General features: G+C 63.8%; 17 protein-coding genes. 5 read left to right on the plus strand and 12 right to left on the minus strand.

Features of this window, described 5'->3' with window-relative positions:
* Window positions 1–28: 28 nt before the first annotated feature.
* From WGH93_RS09305 to WGH93_RS09330, 6 genes are all read right to left on the minus strand, one after another.
* Complete coding sequence (locus WGH93_RS09305; protein WP_374764606.1) at window positions 29–586, minus strand: tetratricopeptide repeat protein; 558 nt, start codon at window positions 584–586, stop codon at window positions 29–31.
* A gap of 95 nt (window positions 587–681) precedes the next feature.
* Window positions 682–2,052: an RsmB/NOP family class I SAM-dependent RNA methyltransferase gene (locus WGH93_RS09310; protein WP_374764607.1), complete on the minus strand. Its 1,371-nt coding sequence runs from the start codon at window positions 2,050–2,052 to the stop codon at window positions 682–684.
* A 2-nt stretch (window positions 2,053–2,054) separates the two neighbouring features.
* Window positions 2,055–3,524 (minus strand): IMP dehydrogenase, encoded by a 1,470-nt coding sequence (gene guaB, locus WGH93_RS09315; protein ID WP_374764608.1) that lies wholly within the window; start codon window positions 3,522–3,524, stop codon window positions 2,055–2,057.
* A 157-nt stretch (window positions 3,525–3,681) separates the two neighbouring features.
* Window positions 3,682–4,371, minus strand: a complete 690-nt coding sequence (locus WGH93_RS09320; protein WP_374764609.1) for an RlmE family RNA methyltransferase — start codon at window positions 4,369–4,371, stop codon at window positions 3,682–3,684.
* A complete protein-coding gene (locus WGH93_RS09325; RefSeq protein ID WP_374764610.1) occupies window positions 4,368–5,660 on the minus strand; it encodes a Ppx/GppA phosphatase family protein in 1,293 nt (430 codons plus the stop codon). The genes WGH93_RS09320 and WGH93_RS09325 overlap by 4 nt, the downstream gene beginning before the upstream one ends.
* 442 nt (window positions 5,661–6,102) lie before the next feature.
* A complete protein-coding gene (locus WGH93_RS09330) occupies window positions 6,103–6,990 on the minus strand; it encodes an SPOR domain-containing protein (RefSeq protein ID WP_374764611.1) in 888 nt (295 codons plus the stop codon).
* Window positions 6,991–7,275: 285 nt separating this feature from the next.
* Between WGH93_RS09330 and WGH93_RS09335 the strand changes: the two genes are divergently transcribed.
* Together WGH93_RS09335 and WGH93_RS09340 are read left to right on the plus strand one after the other, a co-directional pair.
* Window positions 7,276–8,406, plus strand: coding sequence for an efflux RND transporter periplasmic adaptor subunit (locus tag WGH93_RS09335; RefSeq protein ID WP_374764612.1), 1,131 nt, complete (start codon window positions 7,276–7,278; stop codon window positions 8,404–8,406).
* Complete coding sequence (locus WGH93_RS09340; protein WP_374764613.1) at window positions 8,406–11,597, plus strand: efflux RND transporter permease subunit; 3,192 nt, start codon at window positions 8,406–8,408, stop codon at window positions 11,595–11,597. Before WGH93_RS09335 ends, WGH93_RS09340 begins: the two co-directional genes overlap by 1 nt.
* A 33-nt stretch (window positions 11,598–11,630) precedes the next feature.
* On the opposite strand, the gene WGH93_RS09345 is transcribed toward WGH93_RS09340, so the two are convergent.
* Together WGH93_RS09345 and WGH93_RS09350 are read right to left on the minus strand one after the other, a co-directional pair.
* Window positions 11,631–12,401 carry a CDP-alcohol phosphatidyltransferase family protein gene (locus WGH93_RS09345; RefSeq protein WP_374764614.1) on the minus strand — a complete coding sequence of 257 codons (771 nt, stop codon included), beginning with the start codon at window positions 12,399–12,401 and terminating at the stop codon, window positions 11,631–11,633.
* 4 nt (window positions 12,402–12,405) lie between these two features.
* The gene (locus WGH93_RS09350) at window positions 12,406–13,068 is read right to left on the minus strand and encodes a phosphatidylserine decarboxylase (RefSeq protein WP_374764615.1); all 663 of its coding nucleotides are present in this window, start codon (window positions 13,066–13,068) and stop codon (window positions 12,406–12,408) included.
* A gap of 262 nt (window positions 13,069–13,330) precedes the next feature.
* Between WGH93_RS09350 and WGH93_RS09355 the strand changes: the two genes are divergently transcribed.
* On the plus strand, window positions 13,331–13,753 hold the full coding sequence (locus WGH93_RS09355; RefSeq protein WP_374764616.1) for a hypothetical protein: 423 nt from the start codon (window positions 13,331–13,333) through the stop codon (window positions 13,751–13,753).
* Window positions 13,754–13,803: 50 nt separating this feature from the next.
* Here WGH93_RS09355 and WGH93_RS09360 read toward each other — a convergent pair whose 3' ends face one another.
* The gene (locus WGH93_RS09360) at window positions 13,804–14,970 is read right to left on the minus strand and encodes a LysM peptidoglycan-binding domain-containing protein (protein ID WP_374764617.1); all 1,167 of its coding nucleotides are present in this window, start codon (window positions 14,968–14,970) and stop codon (window positions 13,804–13,806) included.
* Window positions 14,971–15,128: 158 nt separating this feature from the next.
* Between WGH93_RS09360 and WGH93_RS09365 the strand changes: the two genes are divergently transcribed.
* Both WGH93_RS09365 and WGH93_RS09370 read left to right on the plus strand, forming a co-directional pair.
* Window positions 15,129–15,728 (plus strand): LOG family protein, encoded by a 600-nt coding sequence (locus tag WGH93_RS09365; protein WP_374764618.1) that lies wholly within the window; start codon window positions 15,129–15,131, stop codon window positions 15,726–15,728.
* 229 nt (window positions 15,729–15,957) lie between these two features.
* On the plus strand, window positions 15,958–17,175 hold the full coding sequence (locus WGH93_RS09370; protein WP_374764619.1) for an NADP-dependent isocitrate dehydrogenase: 1,218 nt from the start codon (window positions 15,958–15,960) through the stop codon (window positions 17,173–17,175).
* A 112-nt stretch (window positions 17,176–17,287) separates the two neighbouring features.
* Here the strand turns inward: WGH93_RS09370 and WGH93_RS09375 are convergent, their stop codons facing one another.
* The 3 genes from WGH93_RS09375 to recA form a co-directional block, all read right to left on the minus strand.
* A complete protein-coding gene (locus WGH93_RS09375) occupies window positions 17,288–18,589 on the minus strand; it encodes an ion transporter (RefSeq protein ID WP_374764620.1) in 1,302 nt (433 codons plus the stop codon).
* A gap of 1 nt (window position 18,590) precedes the next feature.
* Window positions 18,591–21,254 carry an alanine--tRNA ligase gene (gene alaS, locus WGH93_RS09380; RefSeq protein WP_374764621.1) on the minus strand — a complete coding sequence of 888 codons (2,664 nt, stop codon included), beginning with the start codon at window positions 21,252–21,254 and terminating at the stop codon, window positions 18,591–18,593.
* 181 nt (window positions 21,255–21,435) lie between these two features.
* On the minus strand, window positions 21,436–22,509 hold the full coding sequence (gene recA / locus WGH93_RS09385) for a recombinase RecA (protein WP_374764622.1): 1,074 nt from the start codon (window positions 22,507–22,509) through the stop codon (window positions 21,436–21,438).
* Between the last annotated feature and the right edge of the window lie 8 nt (window positions 22,510–22,517).

Below are 22,517 nucleotides of genomic sequence, written 5' to 3' on the forward strand. Positions count from 1 at the left end.
GCAATAACCGAAAAGCCCGCCGGGGCGCTTAGCGGCCGTCGTCTGTTTTCTGATTCTTGGCGGCGGTGTCGCTGGCATGGACCATCAGCGCCTCCTCCACAGCCGTAAGCGGCGCACAGGCGGAATCGCACAGGCGGGACAGGCGGTCCCGGTTGTGGCGGGCCCGCTCCGGCAGGTCCCGTTGCAGAAAGACAAGGGCCTGGCGCTTCAGCGCTTCCCGGTTGTTGGGCGCCAGTTCCAGCGCGTGCCGGTAATATTTCAACGCGCGGCCCAACTGCTCCAGCGCCTCATAGCTGCGGCCCAGCCCCATCAGGGCCGATACATTGGCCGGGTTGGCCACCAGCGCCTGCTCGAACAGGGCGCGCGCCTTCTTCGCCTCGTCCTGCCCTTCAGCCGCTTCAAGCGCGGTTTCCCCCTGCTTCACCAGATCACGGGAAATATCCCGATATTTGGGGGCCACCTGTGCCTGTGCCATCAATGCCGAGGCTTGAACCGGCGCCGAAAAACCCTGCTGTGCCACCGGCGCAACCAGCAGGGCCAGTGCAAAAGGCATGGCAAGGGCGGAAGCAAAGCGGATATGGCTCATACTGTCGATCCTTCGTTACCGGGGATGCCTGATTATATCCCAAGGCTTGGGCGCTGTCTCCCCCCTCAGGCGGGGAATTCATGTCATAACGGCCTTTATGACGGGGCGCGGCGCAACACCGCCAGGAAAAAACCGTCCGTGCCGTGGCGATGCGGGGCCAGTTGCAGGCCAAGCCCGGCGGGCAAGCTGCTCTCCCCCGCCGGGTCCAGACTTTCGGGAATGGGCAGACCCAGCCCCGCTTCCGCCCAAAGGCCCCGTATGGGCATGGCCTCAAACGCGCCATCAGTCTGCCTCAGGAAATCGGCCACCACGTCCTCGTTCTCCTCCGGCAGCAGGGAACAGGTCATATAGATCAGCCGTCCGCCCGGCTTGACCGCGCGGGCGGCTTCCAGCAGCAGGGCGCGCTGGCGCCCGGCCTGCGCCCGCAACCAGTCCCCATCACCGCGCCAGCGCTGATCCGGGTTGCGCCGCCAGGTGCCGGTGCCGGTACAGGGCGCATCCACCACCACCCTGTCCATGGCATCGGCAAGATGCGCCAGGGCGGACTCCCGCCGCGCGCCTTCCCGGTTCAGCAATACCGGCTGAATATTGTGCGCCCCCGCCCGCGCGGCCCGCTTCTTCAATTCCTGCAAGCGCCCGCGCGCGATATCGCAGGCGTGAATCTGCCCCTTGCCCGCCATCAGCGCGGCCATAAGCAGACTTTTACCGCCAGCCCCGGCGCACAGGTCCAGCACCTGCATTCCCGGCTTGGGGGCTGCCATCAGGCAGGCGATCTGCGCCGCTTCGTCCTGGATTTCCACCCAGCCCCTGGCCAGGGCCTTCGTGCCGCTCAGGTCCACCGGCGTCGCCGATCGCAAGCCGATGGGGGAAAACAGCACCGGTTCGAATCCATCCGGCAGATGGCCCATCACATCCATCAGCCCCGCCAGCTTCAGGGGATTGAGCCGCACATCCAGCCCCGCGCGACTGTTGAGCGCGGCCATGGCCGCCGCCAGCCCGGTGCCAAAGCGGCGGGTGAGCCCGTCCAGCGCCCAGTGGGGAATGCCCAGCCGCGCCGCTTCCGGCGCCGCCGACACATCCAGTTGGTGCAGCCGTGCAAGGGCGGCCTGTTCGTCCTCATCCAGCGCGTCGGGGCCATATGGCCCGTGGCCGAACAATCCGGCATCGATCCAGTGGGGGCGGCTGTCCTCAGGCATAACAAGTGCCGCCAGCACAAGCGCCCGACCGGTCGGCCCCGACGCGCCCGGCACCGCCGCCTCTTCAGCGGACCAGAGCAGCAGGGCGCGGTGGCGCAACAGGGAAAAGGCGGCCTCCCGGATGGCGCGGCGATCACCGCTGCCGGCATAGCGGCGGGTGCGGAAAAACCCGCGCACCAGCCGGTCCATCGGCGCGGCACGGCGGCCCATGGCGGTTTCCACGGCATCGAGAAGCTGGATCAGGTCCCCCAGGCGGGCGGCTGGTACCATGCCTATTTCGCAGGATAATTGGGGGATTCACGGGTGATGGCCACATCATGCACATGGCTTTCCTTCAACCCGGAATTCGTGATGCGGACAAATTCCGCCTTTTCGTGCATCTCCCCGATGGTGCGGCTGCCGGTATAGCCCATGCCCGCGCGCAAGCCCCCCACAAGCTGGTGCAGCACATTGCCCGCCGGGCCCTTGTACGGCACCTGGCCTTCGATCCCTTCGGGGACCAGCTTCAGCGTATCGCTCACATCCTCCTGGAAATAGCGATCCGCGGAACCGCGCGCCATGGCACCCACCGAGCCCATGCCACGATACGCCTTGTAGGAGCGGCCCTGATACAGGAACACTTCGCCCGGCGCCTCTTCGGTGCCCGCCAGCAGGGAACCCACCATGCAGCAGTCCGCCCCGGCGGCGATGGCCTTGGCAATGTCCCCGGACATGCGCAGGCCGCCATCCGCGATAACGGGAATACCCGCCGCGCGGGTGGCCTGAACCACATCCAGAAGGGCCGTGAGCTGCGGCACGCCGACCCCCGCCACCACCCGCGTGGTGCAGATGGAACCCGGCCCGATCCCCACCTTCAGGCCGTCGGCGCCTGCATCGATCAGGGCGCGGGCGGCATCGGGCGTGGCGATATTGCCAGCGATGATATCGGTATCGGGAAAGTCCTTGCGGAAACGGGCCACCTGCTCAATCACGCGGCTGGAATGACCGTGCGCCGTATCCAGCACCAGCAGGTCCACTTCCGCGTCCACCAGGGCGGCGGCACGGTCATAGCCGTCCTCCCCCACGCTGGTCGCCCCGGCGCAGCGCAGGCGCCCCTGGCCGTCCTTGCAGCTATCGGGATTGGCCACCGCCTTTTCCATGTCCTTGACCGTGATCAGGCCCACACAGCGATAGGCTTCGTCCACCACGATCAGCTTTTCGATGCGATGCTTGTGAAGCAGGCGGCGTGCTTCGCCGCTGCTGACACCCGGCTGAACCGTAACCACCTGTTCCGTCATCAATTCATGAACCGGCTGCTGCATCCGGTCGGCAAAGCGCACGTCCCGGTTGGTGAGTATCCCCACCAGCTTTTTCGGGCCCGGACTGTCGCCCCGTTCCACCACCGGGATGCCGGAAATCCTGTGGCGCTGCATCAGGTCCATGGCGTCGGCCAGCGACTGATCGGGATAGATGGTGACCGGGTTGACCACCATGCCGCTTTCATACTTCTTCACCTGGCGGACCATTTCGGCCTGCTCGGCAATGCTCATATTGCGGTGAAGCACGCCAATACCGCCCGCCTGCGCCATGGCGATGGCCATGTTCGTTTCCGACACCGTATCCATGGCGGCGGACAGAAGCGGCATGTTCAGCCGTATATTGCGGGAGACGCGGGTGGCGATATCCACCTGACCAGGCATCACATCGCTGGCATTGGGGACGAGAAGCACATCGTCAAAGGTGAGGCCGAGACGAATATCCATGGGGAGCACCTGCCTGTTGGGGGGCCAAGATATTCGCCGCTTCATACCGAAGATGAGCGCGGCTTACAATGGCTTTTCCGCCCCCGTCGCCCAAGACCACCCCAAACGTCGCCCAGGACCGCCCCGCGGGAACCGCGAAAGGCAAGCGGACACAGGCTCAGCCCTTGAAATCCAGCGCCACCACGAACCATTCCTTGCTGTCCGCCCGGCTGGCGGGGGGCTTGGCATGGCGGACCTGGGCGAAGCGGGTTTTCAACGTGCCCAGCAGGCTGTCGTCAGACCCGCCCTGAAGCACCTTCGCCACAAAGGCCCCGCCGGGCGACAGCACCATGAGCGCGAAATCGAGCGCCGCTTCCGCCAGGGCCACCGTGCGCAGATGGTCGGTCTGTCGGTGACCGGTAGCGGCATTGGCCATATCGGACAGCACCAGATCCACCGGGCCGTTCAGCATGTCCCTGATCCGGGCGTCCGCATCCGGCTCCATGAAGTCCATCTGCACCAGATCCACGCCGTCCATGGGCTCCATCTCAAGCAGGTCGATACCCAGAATGCGCGCGCCGTCGGGGGTGCGCTCCCGCGCCACCTGACACCAGCCGCCGGGCGCGGCGCCAAGGTCCACAATGGTGCGGGCCTTCCTGAACAGATTGTACTTGTCATCCAGTTCGCTGACCTTGAAGGCTGCACGGGAGCGATAGCCGAGTCGCTTGGCTTCCGCCACATAAGGATCGTTGAGTTGCCGCTGAAGCCAGCGGGTGGAGGATGCCTTGCGGCCCCGCGCCGTCTTCACGCGCACTTTTCCCCCGCGTGATCGGCTGCGGGTGCTGTTTCGGTTCCAGGTACGGCTCATGTGATATCGCGTCCTTGTGGGTCGGCGCCTACCCGATCCGTGGCAAAAGCGGTCTGCTCCCGCGCGACGGGCGGGCGTGTAATGCCGGGCATGGTATTGGCGGGCGGGCTGTCCAGTTGCATCAGGCCGCGCAGAATGCCTTCCCGGATGCCACGATCGGCCACCCGCAGGCTCGGCACCTGCCACATGCCCAATATACCTTCCAGAATAGCGCAGCCGGCCACCACCAGGTCCGCGCGCTCCCGCCCGATACAGGGCTGAGCGGCGCGTTCGTCATAGCTCATCTCCGCCACCTGATGGCTGAGCCGCTGAATGTGATGGGCCTTCATCCAGGCGCCGTCCACCTCGTCCCGGATATAGCGGGGCAGCTTCAGATGCAAGCTGGCCAGCGTTGTCACGGTGCCGCTGGTGCCCAGAAACTGAACCCGGCGGCGACCGATGCAGGCTCCCACATTGTGCGCCTCCTCAAAGGCATTGAGATGGGTCTTCACCTCGTCGATCATGGCGGCATAGGCGTTTGCCGAAGCGTTCCCGCGGGCATCGCCGAACTGCTCGGTCAGGTTCACCACGCCCCACGGAATCGACATCCAGCCCTGAATTTCCGAACCGCCACCCGGCTTCATCCGCACCCAGATCAGCTCCGTGCTGCCGCCGCCAATGTCAAACACCAGCGCGTGACGATTGGTGGGCGCCACAAGGGACTGGCACCCCATCACCGCCAGCCGCGCCTCCTCCGCCGCCGAGATGACCTCGATGTTCAGGCCGGTTTCCTGCTTGATACGATCCACGAAGACATCCCGGTTGCCCGCCACACGGCAGGCTTCCGTGGCCACATGGCGCATACAGGTAACGCCGCGACGGTCGATCTTCTGGGCGCAGATTTTCAGGGCGTCCACCGTACGATCCATAGCGGCTTCGGACAGGTCGCCACTGGCCTTGATCCCCTCGCCCAGGCGGACAATGCGGGAAAAGGCATCCACCACACGGAAACCGTGCCGCGTTGGTTTGGCGATCAGCAGTCTGCAATTATTGGTGCCAAGGTCGATGGCGCTGTAAACGCCGCGAAAGCCGCCGTCCCGGTCACGCCCGCCCCGACGCCCCCGGCTGCGGCGACCGCCCGCACGATGCGCTTCGCCCGAACGCTCAGGCCGCCCGCCGCCAGCCGAATCACTCGCCGACCGTTGCCGCGAAGGCGCGGGCTGCGCCTTTGGCCCTTCTTCGCTTTTGAAACCGGGGCGCGGTGCTTTCCCGCGCTGCCGATTACTGGCCTGACCACGATCGGACGGCATACCTGCGTTCCCGAACTTTTACCGACCCCTTTGAGAGCCGTTATTTTCTTCACCATGCGGCCTTCAAAGCCACGCTGGTTCACTTGGGGAAGAAGATAACACCCTACCGGGCGGGAATCCAATTTTATAATATGTTCCTGTAATGTCCGCCTATGTTCTAATATTGTTCTTTACAATGAGAACATAACATGATTTCTATAGCATATGGCACATCAGGAAAGGATATCCCATGGACAGTCATATGCTTTCGCTCGCCGCCTTTGCCCTGATCGGGGTCGCCGGTTTGCTCAGCCTGGCCCACGGGCTGACCATTCTGGTGCGGCACAGCCTGAAACAGGCGTTGAGATGAAAAACCGCCACGGCCCTTGAAGCAGGGCGCGGCGGTTTTGACAGGATGGGCTGCACAGGATGCGGCGTGCCGGACACCGGGGCCGCGAGCGGCTTACCCGCTCTCATTCAGGGGTTCGCCCTGATATTCGGAAATTCGGCAATATTGCGTATCCTGCTGATCACGGATGCGGTCACAGGCGGCACGGGCGGCCTGCTCGCTGGGCAACGGCCCGGCGATCAGCCGCAGAAAGGTGCCAATGCCTTCCTGACTTTGCACATAGACACGCGGCGTCATTCCCTGAAGTTCGCCAACAAAGGTGGACTTCATGCGATTCCAGGCCTCCGGCACCTGCCCCCTGGAACGATAGGACCCAAGATGCATACCGAATTGCGGCCCGCTCGAAGCGGCAGCCGTATCGTCGCTGCCATCATCATCGCCGGTGGTGCCGCCGGACCCGCCGCCATTGCCATCGCCGGACCCGCCACCCGTATTGGCCTCCATGGACGGGCTGAACCCGGACATCCCCTGCCCGGTGGTATCAGCCGGCCCACCGTCGCCATCGCCCGACTCGTTTTCCGACCGCCGCCGGTCGGAAACCTGCAGGCCGAACAGGCGGTTTTCCAGTGACTGCATCTGGGACTGGATGTCGTTCATCTCGCCGCGCACCTCTCGCACCGTCGCCTCATTGGCGGTGGTGGCGGCCTGCACGGCTGTTTCCCGAATGGACCGGATACGGTTTTTCTGCTCCTCCAGTTCGCGGGCCAGGTCCAGATAAAGCTGCTCCAGCGCATCGAAACGGGCCTTCAGTTCCCGGCTGTCCTCGCTGACGGCATAAACCTGATTGTCCAGGCGCTGGGCCTGCGCCTTCACCTCAATCTCGTCGCCAGCCTGCCACAGATCGGTGGTGCCGCCACACGCCCCAAGGCTCAGCGCCGCCACCATGACAAGGGCAGCTTTTGCCGGGCGCCCGGCGGGTGATGTATGCGCGCTTTTGGCCATGACGGTCTCCTTCGGTCCAGCCGCCCCACCGCCGGGCGCCGACGGGCGCAGGCCGGGCGGGGCCTTTCCCGGCAATACAAGCAAACCACATGCCAGTCCCGGCCATGTCCGCTCGTCGAAGATGTGCCCTTTGGGTCTGGCGCGGTCATCCAGTCCGCCAAGCGCGCCGTAGGACGGATTAACACCTGAACACCCCTCGCCAAACCCGCCGGGTCACCCTAGAATGATCTTGCCATCCATGGTCGCAAAAACCGAACGGAAACCACTGAGAGGAACACATTCCGCATGTTGAAGCCTGTTCCAACCGCTCTCGCCATCACCGGCGTTCTGGCGCTCTATCTGGCAGGGGGCATGGTGCTCCGGGATGATGACGCGCCTGAAACCAGGCCGGAAAGCCAGGCCGATTCCCGCTTTTCCGTTCAGGTGCAGGACAGTGCCGCCCGCCCCTTTACCCGACAGGCCGACCTGCGGGGCCGCACACAAGCCATAAGGGAAGTGACCGTGATGGCCGAAGTGGCCGGTCGGGTTGAAGCCACGCCCACCACACCCGGCGCCATAGTTTCGGCGGGTGATATCTTATGCCGCCTGGCCCCCGATGAACGGGAAGCGGAACTGGCGGAAGCCAGAGCCACCCTCGCCCAGCGGGAACAGGAAATGACCGCGGCCCGGCGCCTGTTCGAAGGGGGGCACCGGTCCAGCACCCAACTGGCGGCGGCGGAAGCGGCGCTGGAAGCGGCGCGCGCCCTGGTCTCCCGTCGACAGATCGCGCTGGACAATACCCGCATCCGTGCGCCCTTTGACGGCATTTTCGACCGCCGGATGGCCGAGGTGGGCAGCTATCTGCGCCCCGGTGAAGCCTGTGGGCGGCTGGTGTCCACCGATCCTTATCTGGCCGTGGGGGAAGTGGCGGGGGAAGACGTGTCCAGCCTGTCCGCCGGGGGCAGCGCATCGGTGGAGGTGGCCGGCCTTGGCAGCTACACCGGCACCATTCGCAGCATTGCTGCCGTGGCCAATACCGAAACACGCGCCTTCCGCGTGGAAGTGCTGGTGGACAATGCGGATGGTCGGCTGAAAAGCGGGCTGGCCGCCGATATTTCCCTTGATGTGGCAGAGGTCAGCGCCCACCGCGCGCCCGCTTCCGCCCTTGTGCTGGACAGCGAAGGCGCGCTTGGCGTACGCACGGTGGACCCGCAAGGCCAGGTGCGCTTCCACCGGGTTTCCATATTGGCGGACGATGATGACGGACTGTGGCTTTCCGGCCTGCCGGATCAGGTGCGCATCATCACCGTGGGGCAGAATTTCGTCACCGCCGGGGAGACCGTGCGCGCCGTGTCTGACGCCGACACGCCCGCCGGGGATGCCGCGGTTTCCACAGGCAAGAGCGGCCCGCCCGCGCGCGCAAGCGGGGGACTGTGATGCATACCCTGATCGACCTGGCCGTCAGCAGCAAGCGCCTGATCATCACTTTGCTGGTCATGATCCTGGGCGCGGGTTTTTACGCCTATTTCAACATCGTCAAGGAAGAGCAGCCGGACATCCCCTTCCCCGTCTTTCTGGTGAACATGGCGCATGACGGCATTTCCCCGGAAGACTCGGAGCGCCTTCTGATCAAGCCGATGGAAACCCATATGCGCTCCATCGAGGGGATCAAGGAACTGACCGCCGTAGGCCGGGAAGGCGGCGCCTATATCATTCTGGAATTCTATCCCGACGTGGATCAGGACCGCGCCCGCACCGATGTGCGGGAAGCCGTGGACATGGGCAAATCCCGCCTGCCGGAAGATACGCTGGAACCCCTGGTGAACGAGTTTTCCACCAGCGAGGAGCCGGTCATCACCATCGTGCTGCATGGCACGGCACCGGAACAGACCATGGTGGACATCGTGCGCACCGCGCGGGAGGAGCTGGAAGCCCAGCCCCTGATCCTTGAGGCGGAGACACAGGGCGAGCGGGACCGGATGCTGGAAGTGCTGATCGACCCGCGCAAGCTGGCCAACAATGCCGTAACGCCGCAGGAACTGCTGAACGTGGTCCAGCGCAATAACAGGCTGGTGGCGGCGGGCGCGGTCAGCGGCGCCACCGGGCGCTTTTCAGTGCGGGTGGACGGGTTGGTGGAAAATGCCAATGACGTGCTGTCGCTGCCCATCAAGTCATCGCCGGACGGCGTGGTCACGCTGGGCGACATAACGGACGTGCGCCGCACCTTCAAGGAAGCCACGTCGCTGGCGCGCTATGATGGCCAGCCCGCCTTCACCATCGAGGTGAAGAAACGCTCCGAGGCCAACGCGGTGGAGGCCGCCAACAGCGCCAAGGCGGTGATCGCCGCCATGAGCGCGGACTGGCCGGAATCCGTGCGCCATGACTATCTGTTCGACCAGTCCGTCGAAGTGTCGGACTTTCTGGCCACCCTGCGCAACAATGTGGTCTCGGCCATCGTGCTGGTTTCCATCATCATCGTGGCGGCGCTGGGCGGGCGGTCGGCGCTGCTGGTGGGGATTTCCGTGCCCGGCTCCTTCCTGTTCGGCATTCTGCTGCTCTATTTCACCGGCAACAGCATCAATAATGTGGTGATGTTCGGGCTGATCCTGTCCGTCGGCCTGCTGGTGGACGGGGCGATCGTGGTAACCGAATATGCCGACCGAAAAATGGTGGAAGGACTGGGCCGGGATCAGGCCTATCGCATGGCGGCCAAGCGCATGGCCATGCCCATCCTGTCCAGCACGCTGACCACCATGGCCGCCTTTCTGCCCATTGTCTTCTGGCCGGACGTGATCGGCAAATTCATGGCCTACATCCCGATCACGGTGATCTACACCCTGATCGGCTCCTTCCTGATGGCGATGATCTTCCTGCCTACGCTGGGCGCCGTCATCGGTCGGCCCAGTCAGGCCAACCCCGGCCAGATGCAGACCCTGGCCCAGGACAGCCGGTTCGACGTGTCGAAGCTCAGGGGCATCACTCGCTGGTATGGTGAAATCCTCACCGCCGTAACACGGCATCCGGGCCGGGTTCTGGCGGGTACGGCGGCCATCATGGCGCTGATCGTGGTGGCCTATGTGCAGGCCGGGCTTGGCAGTCGCGCCTTTGCCGACACCGACCCGCCTTATGTGCGGCTGCTGATCCATGCCCGCGGCAATATGGCCATCGAGCAGGTGGACAGCCTGGTACGCCAGGTGGAAGACCGGGTGCGCGACACGCCTGGCATAGAGGCGATCTGGTCCACCACCATGACCAATAACAGCGACATTCGCGGCTCGGAGGACGTGGTGGGCCGCATCAACCTGATGCTGGAAGACTGGTTCGAGCGCGCGCCCGTGGCGGACATCAAGGCGGACCTGCGCGCCCGCGTGGCCGATGTGCCAGGCATCCGCGTGGAGCTGGCGGAAGCCGAATTCGGCCCCATTCAGGGCAAGGATGTGCAGATCCGGGTGAGCGCGGAAAATCCGGGCCTGATCACCCCGGTGGTGGCGGCGATCCGGGACCGCCTGGCGGAAAGGGACGACACGCTGGAAGTGGAGGATACCCGTCATGTGCCGGGCATCGACTGGTCCATGCGGGTGAACCGCGCGGAGGCGGGCCGCTTCGGCACGGATGTGACCACCGTGGGCGGTTTTATCCAGTTGATGACAAACGGTCTTCTTGCCAGCCGCTATCGCCCGGCGGACACCATCGAGGAGGAGGACATACGCATCCGCTTTCCCGCCGAATATCGCGGTATTCAGGCGATGGACGATCTGATGATCCAGACCCCGGTGGGCGGTGTCCCCATCTCCAACCTCGTGGAGCGCGCGCCCACGCAGAAAGTGGGCAAGATCACCCGCGTGAACATGGAACGCGCCGTGACGATCAGCGCCAATGTGCAGAAAGGCGTGCTGGTCAATCGGGTGGTGGGAGACATCAAGGGCTGGATCAAGGATCAGGGTTTTGATCGCCGGGTCGGCATTCATTTCGAGGGCAGCGACGAAGTGCAGCAGGACGCGGCCAGTTTCCTCGTCACCGCCATGGTGGCGTCTCTGGCGCTGATGGGGCTGATTCTGCTGGCCCAATTCAACAGCTTCTATCAGACCCTGCTGATCCTCACCTCCGTCGTCATGGCCACCATCGGCGTGCTGTTCGGCCTGCTGGTGAGCGAACGGGAATTTTCCGTGATCATGACCGGCATGGGGATCGTGGCGCTGGCGGGCATTGTGGTAAACAACAACATCGTGCTGATCGACACCTTCAATCGCCTGAAATCACAGGGTATTCCCGCCATTGAAGCAATTATTCACACCGGCGCGCAGCGGCTGCGGCCCGTTCTGCTGACCACCACCACCACCATGATCGGCCTGCTGCCCATGGCGCTGAAGTTCAATATCGATTTCTTCACCGCCAGCATGGAATTCGGCTCGCCCAACGCCAAGTTCTGGGTTGATCTGGCGGTGGCCGTGGTCTGGGGGCTGGGCATCGCCACCATCCTCACCCTGGTGATCACCCCCGCCGCCCTCGCCCTGCCCGAACGCTGGCGCCTGAAAAAAGCGGCCAAACGCGCGGAAAAGGCCGCGCCGGATGAGTCACGAACCGACCCGGCGACCGGATCTGCGCCGGGGCGGAAAGCGGCGGAATAAAAAAGCAGGAAGCGGTGGAAAACCTCGCCGGGATTACCGACGGTTACGGCGATTGCGACGGCGGCGATAGGCCAGCCAGCTCAGCGGCAGGGACAGCACATAGATCACCGCAATGGTGAACAGCACCGCCCATGTCTGGGCGAAAAGCGCCGCCAGCGTGGCGCCGATCAGCAGCATGAAGGGGGCGAACAGGGCCCTTGGAATGCGAAATGCCTTCAGTGAAAAGGTGGGCAGGGTGGACACCATCAGCATGGCCACACCAATGCCATAGGGCGCGACAAACCAGGGATGGTGAAAAATCAGGCTGTCTTCCAGCGCGAAATCGGCCATGAGCGGCATCATCAAAAGCCCCGCCCCCATGGGCGCGGGCACACCGGTTAGAAAGCCGAGCCGCCGCCGGGGCTCTTCCGCATCCTCAAGCTCAAGCTGGGCATTGAACCGGGCCAGCCGGAGCGCCATGGCGATGGCGAAGATCAGGGATACCGCCCAGCCGGGCCGATCCAGGGTCTGCAACCCCCACAGATAGAGCACCACGGCGGGCGCCACGCCGAAGGCCACCACATCCGACAGCGAATCCAGCTCCGCGCCGAAGCGGCTGGTGGATTTGAGCAGGCGGGCCACGGTTCCATCCAGCCCATCCAGAATGCCCGCCACCACAATGGCCGCCACGGCCAGTTCCCATTTGCTCTGAAAGGCAAAGCGGATCGCCGTCAGGCCCGCCGTGAAGGCCATCAGCGTCACGGCGCTGGGCAATATGGTGCGGATGGAAACCTTGCGGATCAGCGGGGGGTCAGCCTGGGTCATGGCCTTACGCCTTCATCCGGGCGATCACGGTTTCCCCGCCGATCATGGTCTGACCTTCACTGACCATGGCTTCCTGTTTTGGGGCCAGGTAGATATCCGTGCGGCTGCCGAAGCGGATCAGGCCGAACCGCTCCCCGCGCGCCACCTTCTGATCCACCTTCAGGTCGCACAATATGCGCCGCGCCACCAGCCCCGCCACCTGGGCAAAGGCGATGCGGGCGCCGTCCTCGGTGGTCATGGCCACAAGCTGGCGCTCGTTCTCATGGCTGGCCGCCTCGTCCGCCGCATTGAGAAAACGCCCCGGCACATAGATCAGCTTGTCGATGGAACCGGCAGCGGGCACGCGGTTCACATGCACGTCGAAAACAGACAGAAAAATGGAGATGCGGGTGACAGGCTCGCTGCCCATGTCCAGCTCCGGCGGCGGGGCGGCGGCGCTGACGGCGCTCACCACGCCGTCCGCCGGGGCAACCATGACGCCCTCTTGCCGGGGCACCACCCGCTCCGGGTCACGGAAGAAATAGACGCACCAGGCCGTGGCCACCATCCCGATCCAGCCCAGCGGTTCCGCGATCATGAACAGGACGAGCGAGGCGACGAAAAAGAGGGCGACGAACAGATGCCCCTCCCGGTGAATGGGGGTGAGGACCGCATCGCTGGCTTTCATGGGCTTGTTTCCTGTTCCTGTTTCTCCGCGCCGGCTTTTACCGGCAGCGCGAGCATGATATTCCGAATTCGGCCCTAAAGGTGACCAGATGGCCCGCCCGCGTCAAGCATGGCCGCGCACCGGTGCGTCATTGAATGCAAGAAATCGCTTGCCAACACCTTGGCGCCTGCGACAATACTGGCACCGCAAGGGAGATGCGCCGGGCTGACCGGTTCGTGTCCGCCTCCGGTCAACGGCTCTGATTTTCGAGAATAAACCGCTCATGATGCATGTGCCTATGAAACTGGAAGAAACCCTGCGCCAGGGGGAGGGCCACCTCCAGAAGGTTGAGGAACAGCAGTTCCATGCCATCGACTTCAACTGGGAAGGCATCGCTTTTCATGCCGTGTGCACCGAAGCCGCGGACGGAAGCTGTGAAATCCGGCTGACCGGTACGCTGGGCCAGCTTTATTACACGGTTGAAGATGCCATGCAGCGCGGCCTGGCGATCGAGCGGATCAGCCGCTGCAACCGCACCCTTGACGGCGTTTATGACATATCCAGGGACGGCACCGTCACCTATCACAGCCGCACCGGGTGCGACCGGCCCCTGTTGGGGCAGGAATTGATGGCCGCGCTGGCGGTGATCCTGCTGGAAGCGGAAACCCATCTGCGCGGGCTGCACGCCCACCTGAAGCCGGTATAGGCCCGCATTCCCGCCTGTAAAATCATTCGGATAATGGATAAACGCCCGGCTCAGCGCCCCGTTTGGAACCCGGCCCCGGACCCGCTGTCGCCGTCACCGCCATCAGCATCGCTTTCCTGATCGCTTTCCTGCGGCTGTTCCCGTGGCAGATCGAACACCTGCCCCGGATAGATCAGGTCCGGGTCCGCGATCTGTTCGCTGTTTTCCCGGAAAATCAGCGTATAGCGGAAACCGGTGCCGTATAGCTGGCGTGCAATTTCCCACAGCGTGTTGCCGGGCCGCACGATCACACCGCTTTCGGCCTCTGCGGCCTTGATCTTTTCGCCCGTGGTGAAGGGCTGGGTGATGCGCAATTTCACCTCCCCGTCGCCGCCCACGGTCTGATCCGCGCGCAGAACATGCCTGCCGGGCTGGAGCGGATCGGACAGTTTCAGGGTCCAGTCCCCCTCGTCCGTCGCCCTGGACTGGCCAACGAAAGCCTCATCCAGATACAGCCGCACATCGGCCCGTGGCAGCGCCCGGCCCGTCACCACCGCGTGACCGCCCGCGCCATAATCGATCACGTCAATGGCCAGGCTGTCCCCCACCTCGCCGAACCCGGTAACGCCGGGCTTTTGCAGAACACGGCTGCCGCCCTCCCCGTCCCGCGGGCTGAGCACGGCGACCACCCCGTTTTCCTGCCGTTCCATGAAGCGGCGGCTGTCCCGTTCGGGAACGGAGACCACCACCACGTTTTCCGCTTCGCGGGGCGCATCACCATCGCCGCCCGCTTCCAGCGTCAACTTGACGGAACCGCTCTGCAACGGTTCCTCCAGAATCATCACCCACTCGCCGTTCTGATCCGCCGTGACCGCCGACACCTGCTTGCCATTGGCAAAAAGCCGCACTTCCACACCCGGCGCCATACGCCCGGCTATCACCCCGGTACCGCCACGGGAAATGCGCACCAGGTCAAAGGCGGGGCGCGCCGCAACCCCATCGGGGGCCGCGCCCTTGCCATCGCCGCCCGAAGGCGTCGACCCATCGGCATCACGATTTGGTGAAGGGGCGGTGGCAGCGCTCTCGTCCCGCCCTTTATCGGCATCTTGTGGCGACCGATCACCGCTGCCGCCGCTCATCACGAGCACGACGATACCGACCACCACAAGCGCGGCGAGCGACAGGATGGACAGCGCATTCCTGCGCCCTTCGGCGGTTTCCATATCAAAAAGTGCCATGGCACCCCACTTTAACTTCGCTCGACCCGCCCAAACCGGTGATCGGACGCTATCATTTAGCCGATAAAATTGCGATAAAGATGTCAAAATCAAGACGTGACCCGTCGCGCCGTCTGGGTTAAGGCGCACCTGACAGCCTTTTATTCACAGGAGTTCACATGCAGGACAACGCCTCCCGGCCCATCCGCTCCGTCTGTGTCTATTGCGGTTCCCGAATGGGCAACCATCCCGCCTACAAGGACATGGCGGAAACCATCGGTCAGGGGCTGGCGAAACGCGGCCATACACTGGTCTATGGCGCCGGCAGCATCGGGTTGATGGGCGTGGTGGCCCGCGCGGCCAGGGACGCGGGCGGCGAGGTGGTGGGCATCATCCCCCGCCATCTGGACGATGTGGAAATCGTTCAGGACGGGCTGAGCGAAACCCACATCACCGAAAACATGCACGAGCGCAAGAAAATGATGTTCGACCGCTCCGATGCCTTTATCGTCCTGCCGGGCGGATTCGGCACGCTGGATGAAACGCTGGAAGTGATGACCTGGGTGCAACTGGGCCTGCACGACAAGCCGATCATCCTGATCAACCACGAGAATTACTGGACACCGCTGCTGGAGCTGGTGAACCATGTGCTGGAAGCTGGCTTTGCGGACGAAAAACACCGCGGCATCCTGCAAGTGGCCGCATCGGCGGAAGAGGCGCTTGGTCTTCTCGGCCACACGTCGCGCAGCACCCGGCCAAGCGAGAGCGCCCTGTTCTGAGCCTGGCCGCCCTTGCCCGCACTGTTCGCGGGGCTTTCCGGGCCTGGCAAGACCCTGTTCAAACGGCGGAATCACGCTGTCCGCTTTTTTGGCCATTTCACCTTCACCCAGATGGGGCTTGGTGATAGGCTCCGCCGCGATTCGACGACCCGAAAGGGTTGCAAGGGGCGCAAAAGGGGGCAGACGCGGCCTCCTCCCCAGATTCACACTGTAACGCCAGAGGGACCCAATGAGCAAAATCAAGGTAAAAAATCCCGTCGTCGAGATCGACGGCGACGAAATGACCCGGATCATCTGGGACTGGATTCGGGAGCGGCTGATCCGCCCCTATCTGGATGTGGACCTGCGCTATTATGACCTGTCCATCGAAAACCGGGACGCCACCGATGACCAGGTGACCGTGGATGCCGCCGAGGCCATCAAGGAACATGGCGTTGGTGTGAAATGCGCCACCATCACCCCGGACGAAGCGCGGGTGGAAGAATTCGATCTGAACCGCATGTATCGCAGCCCCAATGGCACCATCCGCAACCTGATCGGCGGCACCGTCTTCCGCGAGCCGATCATCATGCAGAATGTGCCGCGCCTTGTACCGGGCTGGACCCAACCCATCATCATCGGCCGCCACGCCTTCGGCGACCAGTACCGCGCCACCGATTTCAAGGTGCCGGGCAAGGGCAAGCTGACCATGCGTTTCGAGCCGGAAGACGGCGGCGAAGCCATTGAAAAGGAAGTCTTTGACTTCCCCTCCTCCGGCGTTGCCATGGGCATGTACAATCTGGATGACAGCATCCGGGATTTCGCCCGCGCCTCGATGAATTACGGGCTGATGCGGAACTATCCGGTTTATCTGTCCACCAAGAACACGATCCTGAAAGCCTATGATGGCCGCTTCAAGGATCTGTTCATGGAAGTCTATGAAAACGAATTCGCCGACAAGTTCCGCGATGCGGGCCTGACCTATGAACACCGCCTGATCGACGACATGGTGGCCTGCGCCCTGAAATGGGCCGGCGGCTTTGTCTGGGCGTGCAAGAACTATGATGGCGACGTGCAGAGCGACACGGTGGCCCAGGGCTTCGGCTCGCTCGGCCTGATGACCAGCGTACTGATGACGCCGGACGGCGGCACGGTGGAAGCGGAAGCCGCCCACGGCACGGTGACCCGCCACTATCGCCAGCATCAGGAAGGCAAGGAAACCTCCACCAACCCGATCGCCTCCATCTTTGCCTGGACCCGTGGCCTGAAATATCGCGGCAAGATGGACGACACACCGGAAGTAACCGATTTCGCCGAAAAGCTGGAACGGGTGTGCATCGAAACCGTGGAAAACGGCTTCATGACCAAAGACCTGGCGCTGCTGATCGGCCCCAATCAGAACTGGATGACCACCAACCAGTTCTTCGACAAGATCGACGAGAACCTGAAAGCGAAACTGGCCATTTAACCACGCCAGGCGCTGTTCGATCCGTAACGGGCCTCGCGGTTTGCGCCGCGGGGCCCTTGTTTTTAAGGGGTCTGTGCTTTTTCAGTTGAGGGTTCAGGTGGCTGAGGGCGCGTCAACCCTGCCCCGCCCCTCCCGTTGGCGCGTGCTCGGCGGAATGATCGGCAGGGTCAATGCCCAGTTCCATCAGGGCCGCGTCCACCCAGTGCCGTTGGCGCGCCACGTCATCCTCGCTCAGGCGGCCCGCCTTCAACAGTGCAGCCAGCGTCCGATCCGCCGCCAGGCGCACATTATGGGCAATGCGGGGTGTGGCCGCCAGACTGTCTTCCAGACGCTCCCGATCCATCCACAGCATACGCACCCGGCTGCGTGCCACGGCGGGCGGCTGCACACCATCATCCCGCACGGGGCTGATGTCCCCGAAAAAGTCACCCGCACCCAGATCGATCCCGCGCCGGTCCAGAAACAGGGTCACTTCCCCGGACAGGATCAGAAAAAGGCCGGTCTCCTGCTCGCCGCGATGGGCCAGCACCATGCCGGGCGCCGCCGTTATGGGCCGCATACGCGCGCCAATGGCGGCGGTGACATCCCGGTCAAGACCGGAAAACAGGAGATTGCGATTCACCAGCCCGGTGGGCACGAGAAATTCCCGACGGTGAATTTCCTCCGTGAAGCCGGAAGCAATAATGCCAATGGGCAGCGCAAAAAAGCCAAGCCCCGACACCATCACCAGACCGCCCAGCAATCGACCCAGATTGCTTACGGGCACCACATCGCCATACCCCACCGTGGTCAGTGTCGCCACCGCCCACCACAGGGCACGCGGGATGCTGCCGAACGCTTCCGGCTGCACATCGCGCTCGGCGAAATAGATCAGCGCCGCGGACAGGAACAACAGGCCCAGCATCACCACCGGAGAGGCGAGCAGCGCCATGCGCTCGGCATAGACGGCCCGGCCCAATGTGGCCAGAGCCGCGGAATACCGGACCAGTTTCAACAGACGCAGCAACCGGAATATGCGCAGAAAACGCAGGTCCACCCCCGGCCCCGCAAGCAGGGCCAAAGGCAGAATGGCCACCAGATCGATCAGGGTCATGGGGGTAGCCATATAGCGCAGGCGGGCCCGTAGCGGGGAAACCGCGCCGTCGGGCTCCCGTTCCGCGGAAACCCAGACACGGGCCACATATTCCAGGCTGAAAAGCGCCAGCGAGACAATCTCGAACGCAAGAAAAGCCCGCTTGTGGCTTTCCCAGAGGTCGTCCACCGTCTCCATCGCGACAGCCGCCACATTGGTAACAATCAGCGCCACCATGAAATACTGGAACAGGCGCGCGGGCCAGGCGCCGAAACCACCCAGTTCCAGAAAATCATACACCCGCCGTCGCATACCTAACGCGTCGGGCGGGTGCACTGTCATATCAGGCTGCCTTCATGGCATCGCGGATGGCATTGAGCGCCGCTTCGGCGCTGTCACCGTCCGGGCCGCCAGCCTGAGCCATGTCCGGGCGGCCACCGCCCCCCTTGCCGCCCACCGCAGCGGCCCCGGCGCGCACCAGGTCCACCGCGCTCAATCGCTCGGTCAGGTCCGATGTGATCCCCACCAGCAGCGCCGCCTTGCCGTCATTGACTGCCACAAACGCCACCACGCCGGAACCGAGGGTTTTCTTGGCCTCGTCCGCAAGGCCGCGCAGGTCCTTCGGGTTCACGCCGTCGAGCACCTGGGCGATCAGCTTCACATCCCCCACCTGCTCGGCTTCCGCACCGCCACCGGACCCACCGAGCGCGGCTTTCTTGCGCTCTTCCTTGAGTTGGCGTTCCAGCGCCTTGCGATCATCCTGAAGGGCGCGGATGCGATCCGGCACCTCGTCCGGCACGGTTTTCAACAGGTCCGCCGCCTCCGCCAGTCGCGCCCGGCGATCCGCCAGAAAATCGAACGCCGCCTGGCCGGTCAGCGCCTCGATCCGCCGCACGCCGCTGGATACCGCGCTTTCGCCCACGATCACGAACAACCCGATATCGCCTAGCCGGTGCACATGGGTGCCGCCGCACAGCTCAACGGAAAAGCCGTCCTTGCCCGCGTCCCCGTCGGCGCCGCCCATGGCCACCACGCGCACCTCGTCGCCGTATTTCTCACCGAACAGGGCCAGCGCCCCGGCCTCCAGCGCGGAATCATAATCCATCAGGCGGGTTTCCACCGGGCCATTGGCGCGGATCATGGCATTGACCGCCTGTTCGATGCGCGCCTGCTGCGCCCGGTCAACCGGCTTGGGATGAGCGATATCGAACCGCAAGCGATCCGGCGCCACCAGCGAACCCTTCTGCGTTACATGGTCGCCCAGTTCGCGGCGCAATACCTCGTGCAGCACATGGGTGGCGGAATGGTTGGCGCGCAGCCGGTCCCGCCGGTCGGCATCAATGGCGAAGCCGAGCCGGTCCCCCGGCTTGACGGTACCTTCCCGCACCTTTGCCACATGCACATGCAGGCCACCGGCGGCTTTCACCGTGTCCGTCACCACCAGAGACACGCCCGGCCCGCTTATGGTGCCGGTATCACCCATCTGGCCGCCGGATTCGCCGTAAAACGGGGTCTGATCCGCGATCAGGCGCACCGTATCGCCCGCTCTGGCCGATGGCAGCTCCGCGCCGTCGGCCACCAGCGCCTGAACCGTACCTTCGGCTTCCGTGGCTGTATATCCCAGGAATTCACTGGCCCCCAGCCGGTCCTTCAACTGGAACCAAAGCTTCTCGGATGCCGTATCGCCGGACCCGCTCCAACTGGCGCGGGCCAGACGTCGCTGCTCTTCCATAGCGGCATCGAAACCCGCCTTGTCCACGCCGCGCCCCTCGGCGCGCAGGGCGTCTTCGGTCAGATCCAGCGGGAAGCCATAGGTGTCATAGAGCTTGAATGCCACATCCCCCGGCAGATCAGCCCCTTCCGGCAGCGCGGCCACGGCCTCCTCCAGCAAGGTCAGGCCGGTGTCCAGCATCTTGCGGAACCGGGATTCCTCCAGCTTCAGGGTTTCCACGATCAGGCTTTCGGCGCGGCGCAGTTCACCGAAGGCATCCCCCATTTCACCAATCAGCGCCGGCACAAGGCGGTGCATCACCAGATCATCGGCCCCCAGCATATGGCCGTGGCGCATGGCGCGTCGCAAGATGCGCCTGAGCACATAGCCGCGCCCCTCATTGGCGGGCATGACGCCATCGGCGATCAGGAAGCAGGCGCTGCGCAAATGGTCCGCGATCACCCGGTGCGAAGCGCGGGTCTCGTCCGTCTCCGCCGCGCCGGTGACATCCACGGACGCCTTGATCAGATGGCGGAATGTATCGATTTCGTAATTGTCATGGGTGCCCTGAAGCACGGCGGCGATCCGTTCCAGCCCCATGCCTGTATCGATGCTGGGGCTGGGCAGGTCGATCCGGGTGCCGTCCGCCATCTGCTCATATTGCATGAAGACCAGGTTCCAGATTTCCACGAACCGGTCGCCATCCTCCTCTGGCGTGCCGGGCGGGCCACCGGCGATATGGGGGCCGTGGTCATAGAAAATCTCGGAACAGGGACCGCACGGGCCGGTATCGCCCATGGACCAGAAATTGTCGCTGGTGGCGATGCGGATGATCCGCTCATCCGGCAGCCCGGCAATGGATTTCCACAGATCGAACGCCTCGTCATCCTCATGATAGACGGTGACGGTCAACCGATCCGGGTCAATGCCGAATTCCTGTGTGATCAGCCGCCAGGCCAGGTCGATCGCGGTTTCCTTGAAATAGTCGCCAAAGGAAAAATTGCCCAGCATCTCGAAGAAAGTATGGTGGCGCGCCGTATAGCCCACATTATCCAGATCATTGTGCTTGCCCCCGGCACGCACGCATTTCTGGCTGGAGGCGGCGCGCACATAATCCCGCGTCTCGGCGCCCGTGAACAGATTCTTGAACGGCACCATGCCCGCATTGGTGAACAGCAGGGTGGGGTCGTTCAGCGGCACCAGGGGACTGGACGGGACCACGGTGTGGCCTTCCCGCTTGAAGAAATCCAGAAATGTCTGTCGAATTTCATTGGTGGTGGGGGCAGTGGCGGCCATGCAAAACCATCCTGTTTGGCTGTGATCACGGTGGGTGCGCGTTCAGGCGACCTTTTGAACGTCCCGTCAACAGCCGCCGTTTTAGCGCCGCACCCGCCCCCTGTCCAGCCACCCCGCCCAAAGCGGCGGAGATGGCTGCCCCCGTTTTCGCCCGCCGCCGTTCCGGGCAGCGGGGAACGGGCTATTCGTCGTCTTCCTTGCCCTTGCCCGGATCGGCCAGCATGGCTTCATTCACCAGACCGGCATTGGACAGGATGGTCTTCTGGATCTTTTCCGCCACATCCGGGTTTTCGCGCAGGAACTGCTTGGCGTTTTCCCGGCCCTGGCCGATGCGCTGGCTGTCATAGCTGTACCAGGCGCCGGATTTTTCCACCACGCCAGCCTTGACGCCAAGGTCCACCAGCTCGCCCATCTTGGAGACACCCTCGCCATACATGATGTCGAATTCCACCTGCTTGAACGGCGGCGCCATCTTGTTCTTCACCACTTTCACGCGGGTGGCATTACCCACCACTTCGCCCTTGTCCTTCACCGCGCCGATACGGCGGATATCGAGCCGGACGGACGCATAGAATTTCAGCGCGTTCCCACCGGTGGTGGTTTCCGGGCTGCCATACATGACACCGATCTTCATGCGGATCTGGTTGATGAAGATAACCATGGTGTTGGACCGGGAAATGGACGAGGTGAGCTTGCGCAGCGCCTGGCTCATCAGCCGCGCCTGAAGGCCCACATGGCTGTCCCCCATCTCCCCCTCAAGCTCGGCTCTGGGGGTCAGGGCGGCCACCGAATCCACCACCAGGATATCCACCGCGCCGGAGCGCACCAGCGTATCCGCGATTTCCAGCGCCTGTTCACCGGTATCCGGCTGGCTGACCAGCAATTCTTCCACGTCCACGCCCAGCTTTCGGGCATACACCGGGTCCAGCGCGTGTTCCGCATCCACGAAAGCGGCAACCCCGCCCTGTTTCTGGGCTTCCGCCGTGGCGTGCAGCGCCAGCGTGGTCTTGCCCGAACTTTCCGGGCCGAAAATCTCGATGACACGGCCCTTGGGATAGCCACCGATTCCCAGCGCGATATCCAGATTGAGAGACCCTGAGGAAATGGTGTCCACATCCACGGTGCGCTCCTTGGCGCCCAGTTTCATGACGGACCCCTTGCCAAAGGCCCGGTCGATCTGGCCCAGCGCGGCTTCCAGTGCTTTTGTCTTGTCCACGGATGATCCTTTCACAAGCTCCAACTCCGGCATGGTCATTTGAACCC

The organism is Yunchengibacter salinarum (genome assembly GCF_037658235.1).
Lineage (GTDB): Bacteria > Pseudomonadota > Alphaproteobacteria > Sphingomonadales > Kordiimonadaceae > Yunchengibacter > Yunchengibacter salinarum.

What these genes read in the sequence shown, in the direction of transcription:
- WGH93_RS09305 (WP_374764606.1), bottom strand. Translation starts at nt 586, where the DNA reads ATGAGCCATATCCGCTTTGCTTCCGCCCTTGCCATGCCTTTTGCACTG.
- WGH93_RS09310 (WP_374764607.1), bottom strand. Translation starts at nt 2,052, where the DNA reads ATGGTACCAGCCGCCCGCCTGGGGGACCTGATCCAGCTTCTCGATGCC.
- guaB (WP_374764608.1), bottom strand. Translation starts at nt 3,524, where the DNA reads ATGGATATTCGTCTCGGCCTCACCTTTGACGATGTGCTTCTCGTCCCC.
- WGH93_RS09320 (WP_374764609.1), bottom strand. Translation starts at nt 4,371, where the DNA reads ATGAGCCGTACCTGGAACCGAAACAGCACCCGCAGCCGATCACGCGGG.
- WGH93_RS09325 (WP_374764610.1), bottom strand. Translation starts at nt 5,660, where the DNA reads ATGCCGTCCGATCGTGGTCAGGCCAGTAATCGGCAGCGCGGGAAAGCA.
- WGH93_RS09330 (WP_374764611.1), bottom strand. Translation starts at nt 6,990, where the DNA reads ATGGCCAAAAGCGCGCATACATCACCCGCCGGGCGCCCGGCAAAAGCT.
- WGH93_RS09335 (WP_374764612.1), top strand. Translation starts at nt 7,276, where the DNA reads ATGTTGAAGCCTGTTCCAACCGCTCTCGCCATCACCGGCGTTCTGGCG.
- WGH93_RS09340 (WP_374764613.1), top strand. Translation starts at nt 8,406, where the DNA reads ATGCATACCCTGATCGACCTGGCCGTCAGCAGCAAGCGCCTGATCATC.
- WGH93_RS09345 (WP_374764614.1), bottom strand. Translation starts at nt 12,401, where the DNA reads ATGACCCAGGCTGACCCCCCGCTGATCCGCAAGGTTTCCATCCGCACC.
- WGH93_RS09350 (WP_374764615.1), bottom strand. Translation starts at nt 13,068, where the DNA reads ATGAAAGCCAGCGATGCGGTCCTCACCCCCATTCACCGGGAGGGGCAT.
- WGH93_RS09355 (WP_374764616.1), top strand. Translation starts at nt 13,331, where the DNA reads ATGATGCATGTGCCTATGAAACTGGAAGAAACCCTGCGCCAGGGGGAG.
- WGH93_RS09360 (WP_374764617.1), bottom strand. Translation starts at nt 14,970, where the DNA reads ATGGCACTTTTTGATATGGAAACCGCCGAAGGGCGCAGGAATGCGCTG.
- WGH93_RS09365 (WP_374764618.1), top strand. Translation starts at nt 15,129, where the DNA reads ATGCAGGACAACGCCTCCCGGCCCATCCGCTCCGTCTGTGTCTATTGC.
- WGH93_RS09370 (WP_374764619.1), top strand. Translation starts at nt 15,958, where the DNA reads ATGAGCAAAATCAAGGTAAAAAATCCCGTCGTCGAGATCGACGGCGAC.
- WGH93_RS09375 (WP_374764620.1), bottom strand. Translation starts at nt 18,589, where the DNA reads ATGACAGTGCACCCGCCCGACGCGTTAGGTATGCGACGGCGGGTGTAT.
- alaS (WP_374764621.1), bottom strand. Translation starts at nt 21,254, where the DNA reads ATGGCCGCCACTGCCCCCACCACCAATGAAATTCGACAGACATTTCTG.
- recA (WP_374764622.1), bottom strand. Translation starts at nt 22,509, where the DNA reads ATGACCATGCCGGAGTTGGAGCTTGTGAAAGGATCATCCGTGGACAAG.